At 74.1% G+C, this 17,958-nt stretch carries 14 protein-coding genes and 2 pseudogenes; 10 read left to right on the forward strand and 6 right to left on the reverse strand.

The window, feature by feature from the left end; translation table 11 throughout:
- Positions 1 to 76 precede the first annotated feature (76 nt).
- The 3 genes from ddaH to ACLJT4_RS23325 all read left to right on the forward strand — a co-directional run bounded on the left by ddaH (position 77) and on the right by ACLJT4_RS23325 (position 3,110).
- A complete protein-coding gene (ddaH, locus tag ACLJT4_RS23315) occupies positions 77 to 868 on the forward strand; it encodes a dimethylargininase (protein WP_016575413.1) in 792 nt (263 codons plus the stop codon).
- 42 nt (positions 869 to 910) lie between these two features.
- The gene (locus ACLJT4_RS23320) at positions 911 to 1,882 is read left to right on the forward strand and encodes a pirin family protein (RefSeq protein WP_411124798.1); all 972 of its coding nucleotides are present in this window, start codon (positions 911 to 913) and stop codon (positions 1,880 to 1,882) included.
- A gap of 520 nt (positions 1,883 to 2,402) precedes the next feature.
- Positions 2,403 to 3,110 (forward strand): YoaK family protein, encoded by a 708-nt coding sequence (locus tag ACLJT4_RS23325; RefSeq protein WP_411124800.1) that lies wholly within the window; start codon positions 2,403 to 2,405, stop codon positions 3,108 to 3,110.
- 83 nt (positions 3,111 to 3,193) lie between these two features.
- Here the strand turns inward: ACLJT4_RS23325 and ACLJT4_RS23330 are convergent, their stop codons facing one another.
- The gene (locus tag ACLJT4_RS23330; RefSeq protein WP_411124802.1) at positions 3,194 to 4,432 is read right to left on the reverse strand and encodes a S8 family peptidase; all 1,239 of its coding nucleotides are present in this window, start codon (positions 4,430 to 4,432) and stop codon (positions 3,194 to 3,196) included.
- 313 nt (positions 4,433 to 4,745) lie between these two features.
- On the opposite strand from ACLJT4_RS23330, the gene ACLJT4_RS23335 reads away from it, so the two are divergent.
- A complete protein-coding gene (locus tag ACLJT4_RS23335; RefSeq protein ID WP_402541411.1) occupies positions 4,746 to 5,552 on the forward strand; it encodes an SGNH/GDSL hydrolase family protein in 807 nt (268 codons plus the stop codon).
- 239 nt (positions 5,553 to 5,791) lie between these two features.
- Positions 5,792 to 6,055, forward strand: a complete 264-nt coding sequence (locus ACLJT4_RS23340) for a hypothetical protein (protein WP_351476546.1) — start codon at positions 5,792 to 5,794, stop codon at positions 6,053 to 6,055.
- 150 nt (positions 6,056 to 6,205) lie between these two features.
- Here ACLJT4_RS23340 and ACLJT4_RS23345 read toward each other — a convergent pair.
- A pseudogene (locus ACLJT4_RS23345) lies at positions 6,206 to 7,436 on the reverse strand (type ISP restriction/modification enzyme).
- Between the two features lie 170 nt (positions 7,437 to 7,606).
- Between ACLJT4_RS23345 and ACLJT4_RS23350 the strand changes: the two are divergent.
- A complete protein-coding gene (locus ACLJT4_RS23350) occupies positions 7,607 to 8,992 on the forward strand; it encodes an MFS transporter (RefSeq protein ID WP_411124804.1) in 1,386 nt (461 codons plus the stop codon).
- A 40-nt stretch (positions 8,993 to 9,032) separates the two neighbouring features.
- Here ACLJT4_RS23350 and ACLJT4_RS23355 read toward each other — a convergent pair whose 3' ends face one another.
- Entirely contained in the window at positions 9,033 to 9,782 is a 750-nt protein-coding gene (locus tag ACLJT4_RS23355; RefSeq protein WP_411124806.1) for a GntR family transcriptional regulator, read from the reverse strand.
- A 34-nt stretch (positions 9,783 to 9,816) separates the two neighbouring features.
- The gene (gene hmgA, locus ACLJT4_RS23360; RefSeq protein ID WP_411125003.1) at positions 9,817 to 11,172 is read right to left on the reverse strand and encodes a homogentisate 1,2-dioxygenase; all 1,356 of its coding nucleotides are present in this window, start codon (positions 11,170 to 11,172) and stop codon (positions 9,817 to 9,819) included.
- A 324-nt stretch (positions 11,173 to 11,496) separates the two neighbouring features.
- Here hmgA and ACLJT4_RS23365 point away from each other — a divergent pair.
- The 3 genes and pseudogenes from ACLJT4_RS23365 to ACLJT4_RS23375 all read left to right on the forward strand — a co-directional run.
- Positions 11,497 to 12,087, forward strand: a pseudogene (locus ACLJT4_RS23365) (TetR/AcrR family transcriptional regulator); the annotation flags it as partial.
- Positions 12,088 to 12,359: 272 nt separating this feature from the next.
- The gene (locus ACLJT4_RS23370) at positions 12,360 to 13,754 is read left to right on the forward strand and encodes an aldehyde dehydrogenase family protein (protein WP_411124808.1); all 1,395 of its coding nucleotides are present in this window, start codon (positions 12,360 to 12,362) and stop codon (positions 13,752 to 13,754) included.
- A gap of 64 nt (positions 13,755 to 13,818) precedes the next feature.
- A complete protein-coding gene (locus tag ACLJT4_RS23375; protein ID WP_411124810.1) occupies positions 13,819 to 14,919 on the forward strand; it encodes a Zn-dependent alcohol dehydrogenase in 1,101 nt (366 codons plus the stop codon).
- A gap of 30 nt (positions 14,920 to 14,949) precedes the next feature.
- Here ACLJT4_RS23375 and ACLJT4_RS23380 read toward each other — a convergent pair whose 3' ends face one another.
- Positions 14,950 to 15,942 carry an urea transporter gene (locus ACLJT4_RS23380; RefSeq protein ID WP_411124812.1) on the reverse strand — a complete coding sequence of 331 codons (993 nt, stop codon included), beginning with the start codon at positions 15,940 to 15,942 and terminating at the stop codon, positions 14,950 to 14,952.
- Positions 15,943 to 15,995: 53 nt separating this feature from the next.
- A complete protein-coding gene (locus ACLJT4_RS23385) occupies positions 15,996 to 16,658 on the reverse strand; it encodes a TetR/AcrR family transcriptional regulator (RefSeq protein ID WP_411124814.1) in 663 nt (220 codons plus the stop codon).
- A gap of 99 nt (positions 16,659 to 16,757) precedes the next feature.
- Between ACLJT4_RS23385 and ACLJT4_RS23390 the strand changes: the two genes are divergently transcribed.
- Complete coding sequence (locus ACLJT4_RS23390; protein ID WP_411124816.1) at positions 16,758 to 17,909, forward strand: acyl-CoA dehydrogenase family protein; 1,152 nt, start codon at positions 16,758 to 16,760, stop codon at positions 17,907 to 17,909.
- Positions 17,910 to 17,958: the final 49 nt, after the last annotated feature.

The raw sequence follows: 17,958 nt of genomic DNA on the forward strand, positions 1-17,958 counted from the left end.
CGCGCAGCAACCGGCCCGCGACCGGGGCCCCACCCGGCAGCCCGGTCCGGGCCCCGCCCCAGCACCGGAGGAGACCATGCCCAGCAGGCTCGCCCTCGTCCGACGCCCCGGCCCCCGCCTCGCCGAGGGCCTGGTCACCCACCTCGACCGGCAACCCGTGGACCCCGCGCTCGCCCTGCACCAGTGGGAGGCGTACGTCCGGGTGCTGCGCGACCACGGCTGGCGGACCGTCGAGGTGGCGCCCGCCGACGACTGCCCCGACGCGGTCTTCGTCGAGGACACCATGGTCGTCTTCCGCAACGTCGCCCTGCTCGCCCGCTCCGGCGCCGACTCCCGCCGCCCCGAGCTGCCCGCCGCCCGCGAGGCTGCCGCGGCGCTCGGCTGCTCCCTCAACGCCGTCCGCGCCCCCGGCACGCTCGACGGCGGCGACGTCCTCAAGGTCGGGGACACCGTGTACGTCGGCCGTGGCTGCCGCACCAACGCCGAGGGCGTACGCCAACTGCGCGCCGTCTTCGAGCCGCTGGGCGCCCGGGTGGTCGCGGTGCCGCACCGGCGGGTGCTGCACCTGAAGTCGGCGGTCACCGCCCTGCCCGACGGCACCGTCATCGGCTACCTGCCGCTGGTCGAGGACCCTTCGGTCTTCCCGCAGTTCCGGCCGGTCCTGGAGGAGGCGGGCGCGCACGTGGTCCTCCTGGGCGGCGACGCGCTCCTGATGGCCGCCTCCGCACCCCGCACCGCCCGGCTGTTCGCCCGGCTCGGCTACCGTCCGGTCCCGGTCGACATCAGCGAGTTCGAGAAGCGCGAGGGCTGCGTCACCTGTCTGTCGGTGCGCCTGCGCGACCTGGTGGCGGACCCGGGACGGGGGTGACGTGACGTCACCCGGGGGACCGGCCCGGGGCATCCTTGCGCCATGAGCAACCTCGACCTCAGCCCCACCCCCACCCGCTGCGGCGGCAACCGCCACACCGGCCCGGTCCGCGAACTCCAGCCCGGCAAGCAGGTCCCGCTCGGCGAGAGCACCCTGGTCCGACGCCTCCTGCCCAACCTGGGCCGCCGCATGGTCGGGGCCTGGTGCTTCGTGGACCACTACGGCCCCGACAACATCGCCGACGAACCCGGCATGCAGGTCCCGCCGCACCCGCACATGGGTCTCCAGACCGTCAGCTGGCTCCGCGCGGGCGAGGTCCTGCACCGGGACAGTCTGGGCTCCCTGCAGACCGTGCGCCCCGGCGAACTGGGCCTGATGACCGCGGGCCGCGCCATCGCCCACTCCGAGGAGTCGCCGCGCCACCACCCCGACGTCCTGCACGGCGCCCAGCTCTGGGTGGCGCTGCCCGACGCCCACCGGGCCACCGCCCCCGCCTTCGAGCACCACGCGGACCTGCCCGTCATCACCGGCGGCGGCGGGCTGCGCGCCACCGTCTTCATGGGCGAACTGGCCGGCGCGGCCTCGCCGGGCACCACCTACACCCCGCTGGTCGGCGCCGACCTCGCCGTCGCCGCCGGCACCGACGCCCGCCTGCCCCTCGACCCGGACTTCGAGTACGCCGCACTGACCATCGCGGGCACCCCCGAGGTCGACGGCGTCCCGCTGACGCCCGGTTCGCTGCTCTACCTCGGGTGCGGCCGCACCGACCTCCCGGTGCGCGCCACAGAGGCCAGCGACCTGCTGCTCCTGGGCGGCGAGCCGTTCGAGGAGGAGATCGTCATGTGGTGGAACTTCGTCGGGCGCACCGGCGACGAGATCGCCGGCGCCCGTGCTGCGTGGAACGCCGACGCCGACGGCGACGGCTTCGGCACCGTCCACGGCTACGCCGGTGACCGGCTGCTCGCCCCGGAGCTCCCGCCGGTCCCGCTCAAGCCGCGCGGACGGGCCCGCTGACCCGGCCGGGCACGAGCGGCCCGCGGTCCCTGTAACGCCGTTATCGGCGCACGTCCCGAGGCCGTGCCCGCGAGGTCGCGCCGCGAACGCCGCACCCTGGGGGCGTGCTCCGAGGGCGTGCCCCGTGCCCGGGGAGCGGGCCGGGTCCCGAGCGGTCCGAGGACGGTCGGCGTGCGGTCCGTGCGCCGGAACGCGCCCTGTCCGCGCCGGTCGGGGCCTGCCTAGGGTGGTCCGCCGTGCGACGTCGCGGTGGAGAACGGCAGGGACGGCGGCCCGACGGGCCGGAGCGGACGGCCGACGGGCCCCTGCGGGGGCGCCGGGGGACGGCCTTCGGGGTGGCGGTGGTGGTCGGGGTGGCGGCGCTGGCGCTGCTGTTGGTGATGTGCGGGGCGGGCGGCGCGCACGGGGTGGGGCCCCGGGCGGGGCGCCCACTGACGGCGCAATGGCCCGGCGTCGCCCCCACGGGTGCGGAGACTGGCCGGACGCCGACCCGAGGTGCCCGGTGGAAGGAGCCGCATCCGTGGAGCCGCCCAGCGGAGTCGCCCTGACGGTGGTCATGGCGTGCCTGACCGTGGTGACCGGCGTGCTCGACGCCGCGAGCTTCCTGACCCTCGGTCATGTCTTCACCGCCACCCAGACCGGCAACCTGCTCTTCCTCGGCTTCGGCATCGCCGGGCAGGGCGGGCTGCCGGTGGTCGCCACGGTGGTCTCGCTCGGCGCGTTCCTGGCCGGGGCGGCGGCCGGGGCGCGGGTGGAGTCCGCCCTGGCCCGGCGCCGGCGCCCGTGGTTCCCGGTCGCCCTGCTGGTCGAGGCGGTGCTGCTGGTCGGCGCGGCGGTGGCGAGCTGGGGCACCGGTCCGGCCCGGGAGCTGACGGTCGACCAGCGCTACACGGCCATCGCCCTGATGGCGGCGGCGATGGGCATGCGCAACGTCACCGCGCTGCGGGTGGCCGCCCCGGACTTCAGCACGACGGTGGAGACCCGCGCGATGACGGCCCTGGTGAGCGGCTCGGTGTTGGGCGGCGACCGGCGGCTGGGCTACGGCACCCGCGCCGTGCCCCGCCGGCTGACGTCGGTGGGCGCGATGCTGCTGGGCGGGCTGTTGGGGGCGTGGCTGATCGGGCTGGGCACCCGCACCTCGCTGGTGGTGCTGCTGGCGGCGGTGACGGTCGCGGCCACCGCCCTCCTCGTCCCGGGGCTCGCGCACGGGCGCAGCGCCGACGGCTGACCGGTCAGCCGTCGGCGCTGCGCACCGACCGGCTCCCGCGGGCGGCGCCCGTCACCGGGCGTCCCGCGCGGGGCCGCCGTGCCTTACGGGACGAGCTTCAGCAGCTTGTTGGGCGAGCCGCTGCCGGGGCTGGTCACGACCCCGGAGGTGGCGCCGTTCACGAGGGCCGTGGCGACCTGGGCCGGCGTGGCCGTCGGGTGCCCGGCGAGGTAGACCGCGGCGGCGCCCGCGACGTGCGGGGTGGCCATCGAGGTCCCGGAGATGGTGTTGGTGGCGGTGTCGCTGGTGTTCCAGGCGCTGGTGATGCTGCTGCCGGGCGCGAACAGGTCGACCCGGGAGCCGTAGTTGGAGTACGAGGCGCGGGCGTCGGCCGAGGTCGTCGCGCCGACGGTGAGGGCCTCGGGGACCCGCGCGGGGGAGTAGTTCTGCGCGTTGTCCCCCGAATTGCCGGCGGCGATCGCGTAGGTCACGCCGCTCTTGATGGAGTTCTGCACCGCGGCGTCCAGCGCGGCGTCCGGGCCGCCGCCGAGCGACACGTTCGCCGCCGAGGGGCCCTTGTGGTTCTTGGTGACCCAGTCGATGCCGGCGACGACCTGGGCGGTGGTGCCGGAGCCGGAGTTGTTCAGCACCCGCACGGCGACGATCTTCGCCTTCTTGGCGACGCCGTACGAGGCGCCGGCGATGTTGGCCGCGACGTGGGTGCCGTGGCCGTTGCCGTCCTGCGCGACGTTGTCGTTGTCGATCGCGTCGTAGCCGTTCGACGCCCGGCCGCCGAACTCCTGGTGGGAGATCCGGACGCCGGTGTCGATGACGTACACGGTGGCGCCGGAGCCGGCGGTGGTGGGGTAGGCGTACTTCTTGTCCAGCGGCAGCTTCGCCTGGTCGATCCGGTCCAGGCCCCAGGACGGCGGGTTGTCCTGGGTGTCCAGGGCGTGCACGGCGCGGTCCTGGTAGACGCGGTCGACGGCGGGGTCGGCCGCCAGCCGTCTGGCCTGGGCCTCGGACAGGGTGACGGCGTAGCCGTTGAGCGCGGCGGTGTAGGTGCGCTTGACGGTGCCGCCGTAGGCGGATATCACCCCGCGGCCGTCCGCCGAGGCGGCCTTGAGGCCCGCGGTCGGCTTGAGCGTGACGAGGTAGCTGCCGTGCACGGCGTCCGCGGCGCCGGCGCCGACGACGGTGCCCTGGGCGGGCGCCGCCTGGGCGGGCAGCACCAGGGCGCCGAGCGTGGCGGCGGCCGTGGCGGTGGCGACCGCCGCGGCGATCCGGAGGGTGCGGGAGCGCCGGTGGTCAGCGCGGGGGGTGGTGGAACGCATCACTGCCATCGCGAGGGAGTCCTCCTCATCGGTGGCGCGCCGTGGTGCGCGCGCAGGTGGGGCGTACGGGGTCGTACGCAATCGGCCGATCTGGGAAAGTCCGTGACCGACCGTCAAAAGGTTCGATGAGTCGCACCCAGGTATCAAGAGTCCCAACGGGATGTCATATGCGCGTCATGGAAAGGCAATGGCGCCGCAGTGATGAACCTGACACATCGGCAGATTGTTCGTGAACTCTGTACGACTTTTGGCATGGACACTACCGGCGGCGCGGGACTCTTGGTACGACGGATCACGCAGAGATCCTGCTATGGGAGGTTCCATGAGAGTGTCCCGTTTCGCGGCATTGACATCCGCCTTCTTCGTTGCTTCGTCGCTCGCGCTGACCGGCGCCGGCGCCGCCGAGGCAGCCCAACTCACCGCCGCCGGGGGCTATGTGGCCCTCGGTGACTCCTACTCGGCCGGCGTCGGCGCCGGTAGCTACGACAGCGGCAGCGGTGCGTGCAAGCGCAGCACCAGGGCCTATCCGGCCCTCTGGGCGGCCGCGCACTCCCCCTCGTCGTTCTCGTTCGCCGCATGTTCGGGGGCCCGTACGGGTGATGTCGTCAGCGGCCAGCTCGGTGCGCTCGGCTCCGCCACGAGCCTGGTCAGCATCACCATCGGCGGCAACGACGCCGGATTCGCCGACACCATGACGACCTGTGCCCTCCAGGGCGAGAGTGCCTGCCTCGCCCGGATCGACCAGGCCCGCGCTTACATCAAGAACACCCTCCCCGGCAAGCTCGACACCGTGTACGCGGCGATCACCAACAAGGCCCCGTCCGCCCGCGTTGTCGCCCTGGGGTACCCGCACTTCTACAAGCTCAACGGCGTCTGCGTCGGCGGCCTCACCGAAAAGTCCCGGACCGCCATAAACGCCGCGGCCGACGACATCAACGGCGTCATCGCCAAGCGGGCCGCCGACCACGGCTTCGCCTTCGCCGATGTCAACTCGACCTTCGCCGGCCACGAGCTGTGCTCCGGCAGCCCGTGGTTGCACAGCGTGACCTACCCCGTCGACGAGTCCTACCACCCCACCGCCGCCGGCCAAGCCAGCGGCTACCTCCCGGTGTTCGGCTCCGCTGCGTGACCTTCCGTGCACAGGGCGCGGAGGAGGGGCTCCCCGCCTCCGCGCCACGCCCCGTCGGGCACCCCGTGCGCTCCCTCAACTCGCCCTGGCGCGCGTGCTGTACGTGACATTCCGTATGGTGTTCGTCAACGTCAAGGCAAGGCAGGTGAATCCGTTGACCGGTCTGCACGCGTGTCCTCCAAGAGAGATAGGGTTACCCTGCCCGTTGGCCGGGTGCCCTCGTACGGGTGGGGAGAGTCATGGAACAGATAACAGTGCGCAGCAGGGCGAGGGTCCCTGCCATCACGTGCGGGAGCAGCGCGACCAGTGCGCGGCTCGACCGTCATCTCGCGGTGCTCGGCGGTCCCGCCATCCCGCAGCGTGAGGTGGAGGGTGCCACGTCGCTGATGCAGGAGCTCACCGCGCGTGACCACACGCGCACCGTCAAGAGCCGCGGCCATCGCGTGTCGCTGTTCGCGCCGTTGCGCAGGTTGCGCCGTTCGCTCTTCGGCGGCCACGGCTGAGCCGCCCCTGAAGCGGCACCACCGGCTCAGGCGACCCACCGTCCCGGCCCGGCGCAACGCCGCCGCCAGGTGCCTCCTTCTCACCACCCGTCACCCCGTGGCGGGTGGTTCCTTGTGTGCCCGCACACCGGCCGCGGTGCGGCGCGCGGCTCACAGCAGGGCGAACTGGCCGTCCGGTCCTTCCTCTTGGTGGTCCAGCACGGACGCCGGCCGGGTCGCCGCGGCCGGTACCGGCGCCACCCCGGCGGCCCGCAACTCCGCCACCCCGACCCGCGGCCCCGCCGCCACCGCCCGCCCCAACTCGGCCACCCTTGGGGCCAGTTCGGCCCGCAGAGCCAGGACGGTCACCAGCTCCAGCAGCTCCGAGGTCCACTCCTGCGGCCAGGCGGTGGGCCGCAGCGCCGCCAGGGAACCGGGCTCGGGGGGCTCGCCGCCCGCGGTCGCACTCCCGGCGCGTTGCGCGAACCACTCCGCCACCACCCGTACGCCCCCGGTGTGGAACTCCCAGGCACCCGCCGGCACCGGTGAGATCCGGCCGTCGCCCAGCAGCAGTGCCTCGTCGGCGGGGTCGTAGTCGAGGGTCTGCGGCAGCCCGCGGGCCGGCAGGGCGGCCCGTACGTAGGGCCGCCGGCCGCCCGGGAGCCGTGGCCGCCCGGCCGGCCCGTCGCCGCCGCCCCGGTGCGCGCCCCAGGTGCCCAGCCAGAGCAGCCGGGCGCCGAGAGCCACCCCGCGGTCCCAGAGGTCCGGGTCGGTGGTGAGCGGCACCGTGGTGCCGTCGGGGGAGTGGGTGGCGGTGGCGGTGATCCAGGCGAGCAGGTCGGTGGGCCCCACCGGGCGGTCCAGGTGGTGGGCGAGGAGCGCGGTCAGGCCGGGGGCGAGGTTGGGTTCGACGCCGCCGGGCCGGCGGTAGAGCGGGTGGATCCGGCCGGGCCGCCCGGCGGGGGAGCGGCCGTCCGGCAGCAGCGCCGAGCAGACCACGGCGGGGCCGGCGGCCTGCGGGACGTGACCCAACTCCACCAGGAACAGCTGGTGTTCGTCGGCGACCCGCCACAGCTCCGGACGGGCCGCGTCGAGCAGCCGGTGGTCGGGCAGCAGCCACTGCCGGTCGAACGGGCCGTGCAGGATCCGCACCGGTCCCGGTGTTCTGTCCGGGGAGCTGGCCGACCGCGGAGTGCAGGGTGCGCGCCCGGGACGGCCGGAACAGTCGCTCGCGGACGGCGGGGTCCGCGGCATCGGCGAGCGCCTGCCAACGGGCCCGCAGGGTGGCCGGATCCGGTCCCATCACCCAGGTGCGGCCGGGTCGCAGCGGCGCGACGGACCACGGCATCAGGTCCGACAGCCGTGGCGCGGCCGCCTCTGGCGCGCCCTGCTTCGCCGTCACGCGGAGCCCCTCCCGGACCGTTGGTTGCGCCTGGTTGCCCCCGGCATGGTAGCGGCGGGCGCGGTCCCCGTTCACCGCACCCGCCCCTGCCGGCCGGCGCAGGCGCTCTTCCGTCTGCTGATCTTGGCGGAGTACGGTCCTGGCCGTACGTCTGCCGAGGGAGGGCCGCCATGACGGAGACGTCCCCCGCGCCGGAACGGCGCGGGACCGCCAACGGGCCGCGGGTCGCCGCACGGTTGGACCGGCTGCCGCCGTCCCGGTGGCACCGCAAGGTCACCCTCCTCGTCGGGATCGGGGCCTTCTTCGACCTCTACGAGATCTTCCTGGGCGGGGTGCTCGCCGCGGTCCTCGCCGAGCAGTGGGGCCTGGGGCCCACCGCGAAGTCGGCGGTGATCGCCGCCGGGTTCCTGGGGATGTTCGTCGGCGCCAACGTGCTGTCGGTGCTCGCCGACCGGCTCGGGCGGCGCCGGATGTTCCTGGTCAACCTGGGCGGTTACGCGTTCTTCTCGCTGGCCGCGGCGGCCGCGCCGGACCTGGGCTGGCTGCTGGCGCTGCGCTTCCTGGCCGGCCTCGGACTCGGCGCCGAACTCGTCCTGGTGGACACCTATTTGGCGGAGTTCCTGCCGCGGGCGGTCCGCGGTCGCTACCTCGCCCACGCGTACACCCTCGGGTTCGTCGGCGTTCCGGTGGCGGCGCTGCTCGGCGCCCGGCTGGTGGCCGGGCATCCGGTGCTGGGCGTGGACGGCTGGCGCTGGCTGCTGGTCGTGGGCGCGCTGGGGGCCGCCTTCATCCAGCTGATGCGCCGGCAACTGCCGGAGTCGCCCAGGTGGTTGAGCGTGCACGGGCGCTCCGGGGAGGCCGACCGCATCGTCACGGACATCGAGCGGCGGGTGGTGGCGGAGACCGGCATCAGTCTGCCGTCCGTGCCGGACACCACGGACGTCCCGGAGCGCAGGGTGCCGTTGGGCGCGATGTTCCGCGGCGAGCAGCGGCGCCGGACCGTGATGTGGTGGATCTTCCAGGTGCTCCAGACCGTGGGCTACTACGGCTTCGGCTCGTTGGCGCCCGTGGTGCTCACCGCCAAGGGGCACACCGTCACCGACTCGCTGCTGTACGCGGCGCTGAGTTATTGCGGCTATCCGCTCGGCTCCGCGCTGTCCGTCCCGCTGATCGACCGGATCGAGCGCCGGACGCTGATCGTCGCCGCCGCGCTGGGCATCGCCGGCTGCGGGCTGGCCTTCGGCTTCGCCACCGCCACCTGGGCGATCGTCACCTTCGGCGTCCTGCTGACGGTGTGCAGCAACGTCTTCTCCAACGCCTTCCACGTCTACCAGACCGAGATCTTCCCGACCGGTCTGCGCAGCAGCGCGATCGGGAGCGCCTACTCGCTGTCCCGACTCACCTCGGTCGTGCTGCCGTTCGTCGCGCTCGGCGTGCTGACCGACCTCGGCGCGCCCGCGGTCTTCGCCGGTTCCGCGGTGCTGATGGTGCTGCTCTGCCTGGACGTGGTGCTGCTGGGGCCGCGCAGCACGGGGCGGAGCCTGGAGCGGATCTGAGGCCCGCGCCCGTCCGGCCGCGGGTCCGGCATCCGGGTGCTCAGTGCGCGTCCAGCGTCACCGTGAAGGAGAACCGGTCGCCGCGGTAGTGGATCTGGGCGATGTCGAGCACCTGCCCGGACTCGTCGTGGGTGATGCCGGTGTAGTGCAGGATCGGGCTGAGCAGCGGCACGTTCAGCAGGCGGGCGGTCTCGGGGTCGGCCAGCCGTGCCTCGACGGTGTCGGTGATCCGCCCGATGCGGATGCCGACCGCGTCGCGCAGCACCTTCGTCATCGGCCACCGCTCCAGGTCCCCGAGGTCGATCCGGGCGGCGATGTCGGGGCGCACGAAGTTGCGGGCGTGGTTGGTCGGTTCCCCCGTCGCCTCGTCGCTGCGCAGCCGCCGAAATCCGGCCACCTCCGTCATGTCAGGAAAATATTCGGCCAGTTCGGTGGGAACCGGCACCGGCCCGTGCTCCAGCACGACGGTGCTCATCCCGGACTGCTGGGCCACGATCGCGTCCACCGAGCCGAGCAGGCGCACCGGCGCGGCCCGCCGCGCATGCGGCTCGATGAACGTTCCCCGCCGTCGGTGCCGGCTGATCAGGCCCTCCTCCTCCAGCTCCTTGAGCGCCTGACGCATCGTCAGCACGCTGACGCCGTAGTGCGCGGCGAGCGCGTCCTCCGTGGGCAGCCGCAGCGGCGCCTCGGGGGAGCGGCCCAGTATGGAGGCGCGCAGGGACTGCGAGACCTGGTACCACAGCGGCAGCTTGCGGTTCAGGGCGAGCGAGTCGGGAGCGAAGGTCGTCAAGGGCGTTCCCCGGTCTGCGGTGCTGGTCCCGGTGTCACGGGCGGAAGTGGCGCTGGAGACCCTGCCACACGTCGTCGTAGCCGCGCTGGCGGTGTCCGGCGTCCCGGGCCTGCTCGGTGAGGGTCAGCGGCCAGCGGGTCTCGAACATGAAGGCCAGCCCGTCGTCGATCTTCTGCGGGGCCAGTTCGGCGGCGCTGGCCCGGTCGAAGGTCTCCCGGTCCGGGCCGTGCGCCGACATCATGTTGTGCAGCGAGCCGCCGCCCGGCACGAAACCGCCCGGCCCGGCGGTCTTCGCGTCGTAGGCGCCCTCGATGAGGCCCATGTACTCGGTCATCACGTTGCGGTGGAAGTACGGCGGTCGGAAGGTGTCCTCGCCGACCAGCCAGCGCGGCGCGAAGACCACGAAGTCCACCCCGGCCAGCCCCGGGGTGTCCGAGGGCGAGGTCAGCACGGTGAAGATCGACGGGTCCGGGTGGTCGTAGCTGATGGAGCCGATGACGTTGAAGCGGCGCAGGTCGTAGACGTACGGGACGTGGTTGCCGTGCCAGGCGACGACGTCCAGCGGCGAGTGGTCGTAGGTCGCGGTCCACAGCTGGCCGCAGAACTTGTTGACCACCTCGACCGGGCCCTCGACGTCCTCGTAGGCGGCGGTCGGGGCGAGGAAGTCCCGGGGGTTGGCCAGCCCGTTGGCGCCGATCGGGCCGAGGGCGGGCAGTTCGAAGGGGCGGCCGTAGTTCTCGCAGACGTACCCGCGGGCCGTCGGGCGGCCGGTGTCGGGGGCGTCGTCCAGCAGCTCGACCCGGAAGCGGACCCCGCGCGGGATCAGCGCCACGTGGCCCGGCTCGACGCGCAGCAGCCCGAACTCGGTGCGCAGCAGCAGCCCGCCGTGCTCCGGCACGATCAGCAGCTCGCCGTCCGCGTTGCCGAACACCCGCCGCTCCATGGAGGCGTTGACGTGGTAAAGGTGCACCGCCATGCCGGTGCGCTGGGTGGCGTCGCCGTTGCCGCCCAGCGTCCACAGGCCGTCGACGAAGTCCGTCGGGTCGGCGGGCGCGGGGAGCGGGTCCCAGCGCAGCCGGTTGGGGTCCGGCAGGCACTCGGTGAACGGCGCGGAGCGGATCTCGCCGCGGTTGGCGCGGGCGAACGGCGGGTGCGCGGCCGACGGTCGGATGCGGTACAGCCAGGAGCGGCGGTTGTGGCTCCGCGGCTCGGTGAACGCGGAGCCGCTGAGCTGCTCGGCGTAGAGCCCGAGGGGTGCCCGCTGGGGGGAGTTGCGGCCCACCGGCAGCGCGCCGGGCACCGCCTCCGAACTGTGCTCGTTGCCGAAGCCGGAGGAGTAGGCGAGCCCCTCGGCCGCCTTCCTTGTCCGCTCGTTCTCCGTACCCGCCATCACACGCTCCCGCCGCTCGCCGAACAAGACGTCCACGCACTTCGAGGCACCACAGGACCCGAGGAGGGCCGCAGGCAATCCTATGGAAGACATTAGGAATGAGGCGGGGGTACGTCAACGACGGGCGCGCCTCCTGTCCGAGCGAAGCCGAAAGTCGGGGTAATCCCGGCCGTCGTGGCCGAATCGCCCCGCCCGGTCATCCCCGGCCCGTGCGCCGGGCAAGATGACCACGTGCAGCCTTCGACGCCCCCGCCCGCCACGCCGCCCGCCTCGCAGCCCACCCAGCAGTCCGTCGAGCCGCCCGCCGCCCCCGCGGCCCCGCCCCTGCTCCGCCGCGCGCCCGTCCAGCGCCGCAGCGCCCAGCGCCTGGCCCGGATCCTCGACGCCTGCGCCGAACTGCTCGACGAGACCGGGTACGAGGAGCTGAGCACCCGCGCGGTGGCCGGCCGTGCCGGCGTCCCGATCGGCTCGGTCTACCGCTTCTTCCCCAACAAGCGCGCCATGGCCGAGGCGCTCGCCCGGCGCAACCTCGACGCCTACGCGGACCGGATCAGCGCCCGGCTGACCGCCCCGGACCAACCGGCGGGCTGGCGCGCCGCGATGGACGTGGTGATCGACGAGTACCTGGCCATGAAGCGGACGCTGCCGGGCTTCGCCCTGGTGGAGTTCACCGTGCCGGCGCCGCGCGAGTCCCGGCAGGCCAACTACGAGGTCGCGGACCGGCTGCTGCACCTGCTCACCGAACGGCTCGCCCTGGACCCCGCCGACGCCCGGCTGCGCACCGCGTTCCTGGTCGGCGTCGAGACCGCGGACGCGCTGCTCCAGCTCGCCTTCCGCACCGATCCGGCGGGCGATCCGGCGATCGTCACGGAGACCAAGGAACTGCTGCGGGCCTATCTGGCGCGCTATCTGGACGGGGACGGGGACGGGGACGCGGGCGGGGACGGTCCGGCGGACGGGACGGCTGCGGTGGAACCGGGCGGAGCCGGTCCGGCGGGCGGTGCGCCCGGGACCGGTGGCGGGGAGCCGTAGGGCGGCGAGACGGTGGCCGATCCGCCCCGGGCGGGTCGTGGTGCCGCTGGCGGCCACGAAACTACCGGCGCTAGTTTGGATGGTGTCCCCCTAGGAAGTGCCCCAGGGCGCCCCTAGGGTGCCGATCACGACCAGCCGGCCCGGGAGGACCACACGTGAAGCACCACGAGGCGATGTACATCGGCGGCCGCTGGCGGCCCGCGCGAGGCAGCGGCACGATCGAGGTCGTCAATCCGGCCGACGAGCAGGTCATCGGCACCGTCCCGGCCGGCTCCGCCGAGGACGTGGACGACGCGGTGCGGGCCGCCCGCGCGGCCCTGCCCGACTGGGCCGCCACCCCGCCCGCCGACCGCGCCGAGCGGCTGGCCGCGCTGCACGGGCAACTCGTCGCCCGCGCCGAGGACATCGCGCGGACCGTCACCGCCGAACTGGGCGCACCGCTCGCCTTCAGCCGGGCCGTGCACGCCGGGGTGCCGGCAGCGGTCTGCGCCTCGTACGCCGCGCTCGCCCGCGAGCACGCCTTCGAGGAGACCCTCGGCAGCTCCACCGTGCTGCACGAACCGATCGGCGTGGTGGGCGCGATCACCCCGTGGAACTACCCGCTGCACCAGATCGTCGCCAAGGTGGCCCCGGCGCTGGCCGCGGGCTGCACGGTCGTCCTCAAACCCGCCGAGGACACCCCGCTGGTGGCCCGGCTGTTCGCGGAGTGCGTCGAGGCGGCCGGGATACCCGGCGGGGTCGTCAACGTCGTCACCGGCCTCGGCCCGGTGGCCGGGCGGGCCCTGGTCGAGCACGACGGCGTCGACCTGGTCTCCTTCACCGGGTCGACCGCGGTGGGCCGGACCGTCGGCGCGCTCGCCGGCGGCGCGGTCAAGCGGGTCGCGCTGGAACTGGGCGGCAAGTCCGCCAACGTCATCCTGCCCGGCGCCGACCTGGGCCGGGCGGTCGCGGTCGGCGTCGCCAACGTCATGGCCAACTCCGGTCAGACGTGCAGCGCCTGGACGCGGATGCTGGTCCACCGCGACCAGTACGACGAGGCCGTCGCGCTGGCCGTCGCCGCGACCGCCAAGTACGTCCCCGGCGAACGGCTCGGCCCGCTGGTCAGCGCCCGCCAGCGGGACCGGGTGGTCGGCTACCTCGAACGCGGCGTCGCGGAGGGCGCGAAGCCGGTGGCCGGCGGCCCGGCGACGCCCACCGGACCGGGCTTCTACGTGCACCCCACCGTCTTCGCCGAGGTCACCCCGGAGATGACCATCGCCCAGGAGGAGATCTTCGGCCCGGTCCTCACGGTCCTGCGCTACGAGGACGAGGACGACGCGGTGCGGATCGCCAACGGCACCGTCTACGGCCTGGCCGGTGCGGTCTGGGCCGGCGACGACGCCACCGCGGTGGCCTTCGCCCGCCGCCTGGAAACCGGGCAGGTCGACATCAACGGCGGCCGGTTCAACCCGCTCGCCCCGTTCGGCGGCTACAAGCAGTCCGGGGTCGGCCGGGAGCTGGGCCCGCACGGCCTGACCGAGTACCTCCAGACCAAGTCCCTCCAGTTCTGAACCCGCCCGCCGCCCGCCCGCCGAGCCCGCCCGCCGTCGTTCCGCCCCGCACCGAGGAGATCCCGTGGTCCGCGCCGCCGTCCTGCCCGCCGTGAACGCCCCGCTGAAGATCACCGAGATCGACCTGCCCGCGCCCGGCCCCGGCCAGGTCCGGGTCCGGCTCGCCGCCGCCGGCGTCTGCCACTCCGACCTGTCGCTGTCCAACGGGACGCTGCGCCAACCCGCCCCGGCCGTGCTGGGGCACGAGGGTGCGGGCACGGTCACCGCGGTGGGCCCGGACGTGACCGGCACGGCGGTCGGCGACCGGGTGGTGCTCAACTGGGCGCCGTCCTGCGGCGACTGCCACTTCTGCCACCTGGCCGAGCCCTGGCTGTGCGTCGCCGCGGACCGGGCCGCCGGCGCTCCGTACGCCACCCTCGCCGCCGACGGCAGCGCGCTCTACCCGGGCCTGGGCACCGCCGCGTTCGCCGAGGAGACCGTGGTGCCGGCACACGCCGCGCTGCCGCTGCCGGACGGGGTGCCGCTGACCGACGCGGCTCTGCTCGGCTGCGCGGTGCTCACCGGGTGGGGCGCCGTGCACCACAGTGCCCGGGTGCGGGCGGGGGAGTCGGTGCTGGTCGTCGGCGTCGGCGGGGTGGGGCTCGCGACCCTGCAGGCGGCGCGGATCGCCGGGGCCGGCCCGATCGTGGCGGTGGACGTCTCGCCGGCGAAGGAGGAACTGGCGCGGGCGGCCGGCGCCACCGACTTCCTGGTCGCCGACGGCCCGGCGTTCTTCGCGAAGGAGGGCGCCAAGCGGGTCCGGGCGCTCACCGGCGGTTTCGGCGCCGACGTCGCGGTGGAGTGCGTGGGCCGCGCGGAGACCATCCGCGCGGCCTGGTCGGCCACTCGCCGCGGCGGCCGGACCACGGTGGTGGGCATCGGCGGCAAGGACCAGCAGGTCACCTTCTCCGCCCTGGAGCTGTTCTACTTCGGCCGGACGCTCGCCGGCTGCGTCTACGGCAACAGCGATCCGGCCCGCGACCTGCCGGTGATCGCCGAGCACGTCCGCTCCGGCGCGCTCGACCTCTCCGCACTGGTCACCGACCGGATCCCGCTGGACGGCATTCCGGCCGCCTTCGAGGCGATGCTCGCCGGGAAGGGCGGCCGGGCGCTGGTGGTGTTCTAGCGCCGTGCGCGCCGGCCGTCCCGCCCGACGTCAGCCGTCGGCCCGGCGCAGCCGCGGGAAGGCCGGCGCGGCGACCAGGAACACCAGCGCGACCAGCACGAACGGCCAGGTGAAGGCGTGCCCGCCGGACGGTGCGAAGAGCGCGCCGAGCGCCGGGCTCAGCACGGTGGAGGTGACCGCGCCCACCAGCGCGTACCCCACGCTCCAGGCGTTGGTGATCAGGAAGACGCCGCCCAGCGCCATCGCGACCAGCACCGCGTCGTACCCCATGAGGCCCTGCCGCACCTGGTCGGCGGGGGCGCCCAGGGCCCAGGACGTCAGGATGGCGACGGCGCTGCCGGCGCAGGCCAGGGCGCCCAGCCGGCGGTCGGCGACGAAGATCCCGACCAGGAAGATCAGGCCGACGTACCACTGCGGCATCAGGAAGATCTCACCGATGTTGGTGAAGAAGGCGTGCCACAGGTCGGTGAAGTTCAGCGCGGTGGGCCCGGAGGCCGTCCTGGGCAGTGCCGCGAGGCCGTCCTCCAGGTGCCAGACGTGCCGGAAGCTGGGCGCGGCGACGGTCAGCGCGCTGGCCGTCAGGCAGAAGGGCAGCGTGAAGGTGGGCAGGCCCCAGGTGCCCAGCACTCGGGCGGTGGCCGCCGTGACGACCGTGACCGCCGCGCTGGCGGCCACCGCGACCAGCAGGGTGGAGAGGTGGTCGGCGTCGAGGAAGACCGCGCAGGCGACGCCGACCAGGCAGGAGTTGAAGCCTTCGAGCCCGGCCTCCAGCCGGCTGCGGTCCACGCCCAGCAGGTGCGCGGTGCCGGTGCCGACGGCCGCGCCGAGCAGTCCGTAGAGGCCGAACTGCCACCCCGCGACGAACAGGGCGATCGAGAACACCACCCCGGCCAGCGCGCTGGGCAGGAAGTCGACCTGCGCCTGACCGCGCAGCACCTCCGTGACCCACCGACCCCAGCGGCTCGCTGACAGGTCGTAACCCTTGGCTATCGGACCTTCGTTGGCCGTACTCGACTGGCGCATTTCCGCCTCCCGCAGGACGCACATCGTCCCTGCCCGCCAGGGACTGCTGCACCTTACCCGCGTGGCCTGAATTCGTTGTCGGGAGGTCCGAGTTCTGGATGATGCAGCGTCAAGCCGTCCACCAGCGCCTCCAGCCCCGCCTCGAAGGCGCCCTCGTCGACCCGGCGCTGGTGCTCGGCCAGCAGGTGCGCCTGCCCGAGGTGCGGGTAGTCGGCCGGGTCGTAGGCGCCGGGGTCGTCCACGAAGCCGCGGGCGAACGAACCGAGTGCGGAGCCGGCGACGAAGTACCGCACCATCGCGCACACCTTGGTGGCCAGGGCGGGCGGCCAGCCGGCCTCGACCATGCCGCCGAACGCCGCGTCGGCCATCCGCAGCCCCGCGGGTCGGCGTCCGGGGCCCTGGGCGAGGAACGGCACGACGTGCGGATGGGCGGCCAGCGCCGCGCGGTAGGAGCGGGCCCAGTCGAGCAGGCCGGCCCGCCAGTCGGCGCCGGTCGCCAGTGTCGACACGTCGACCTGGGCGATGACCGTGTCGGCCACCGCGTCGAGGATCTCGTCCTTGGTCGTGAAGTGGTTGTAGAGGGAGGGGCCGCTCACGCCGAGTTCGGCCGCCAACCGCCGGGTGGAGAGCGCCGCGAGCCCCTCCGCGTCGATCAGCGCCAGTGCGGTGGTGACGATGCGTTCGCGGCTCAGCAGGGGCTTGCGGGGTCGGGCCATGCCGCACATAGTAGGGGCCGTCCGGCTAAAACTAGCACCGCTAATTAACGGCTCGTTCATGGCCGCCGCACTCCCGTTCCCGACGACAAGGGGCCCGAGATGAACCTGGAGCTCACGCCCGAGCAGACCGCCGTCCGCCGGCTCGCCGCGGACTTCACCGACCGCGAGATCGCCCCGCACGCCACCGCCTGGGACCGTGCCGAACAGGTCGACCCGGGCATCGTCCGCAAGCTCGGCGACCTCGGATTCCTCGGGCTGACCGTTCCCGAGGAGTACGGCGGCTCCGGTGGCGACCACCTCTCCTACGCGCTGGTCACCGAGGAGTTGGGGCGCGGCGACTCCGCGGTCCGCGGCATCGTCTCGGTCTCGCTCGGGCTGGTCGCCAAGACCCTCGCCGCCTGGGGCGACGAGGAGCAGAAGCGGACCTGGCTGCCCCGGCTCACGTCCGGCGCGGCGCTCGGCTGCTTCGGCCTGACCGAGCCCGGCACCGGCTCCGATGCGGCGGCACTGACCACCCGCGCGGTCCGGGACGGCGCGGACTGGGTCCTCGACGGGTCCAAGATGTTCATCACCAACGGCACCTGGGCCGACCTGGTCCTGCTCTTCGCCCGGACCGGCGGCGCCCCCGGCCACAAGGGGATCAGCGCCTTCCTGGTGCCCGCCGACACCCCGGGCCTGACCCGCCGCGCGATCCACGGCAAGCTCGGGCTGCGCGGCCAGGCCACCGCCGAACTGGTGCTCCAGGGTGTGCGGGTGCCCGCCGACGCCCTGCTGGGCCCCGAGGGCAAGGGCTTCTCGGTCGCGATGTCCGCGCTGGCCAAGGGGCGGATGTCGGTCGCCGCCGGCTGCGTCGGCATCGCCCAGGCCGCACTGGACGCCGCGCTCGGGTACGCCGGGCAGCGCGAGCAGTTCGGCGCCCCGATCGCCGGGCGCCAGCTCGTCCAGGAGCTGATCAGCGACATCGCGGTGGACCTGGACGCGGCGCGGCTGCTGACCTGGCGGGTGGCCGATCTGATCGACCGGGGCGAGCCGTTCGCCACCGAGGCGTCCAAGGCCAAGCTCTTCGCGTCCGAGGCCGCGGTGCGCGCCGCGAGCAACGCCCTCCAGGTCTTCGGCGGTTACGGTTACATCGACGAGTACCCGGTCGGCAAGCTGCTCCGGGACGCCCGGGTGATGACCCTGTACGAGGGCACCAGCCAGATCCAGAAGCTCCTCATCGGCCGCGCCCTGACCGGCGTCTCCGCCTTCTGACCCGCCGCCCGCCAGCGCCCTCGCGACCGCGCCCCACCCCCCGATCGGG

The sequence above is a fragment of the Streptomyces sp. x-19 genome, from assembly GCF_046549115.1.
GTDB classification, from domain to species: Bacteria; Actinomycetota; Actinomycetes; order Streptomycetales; family Streptomycetaceae; genus Streptomyces; species Streptomyces albulus_C.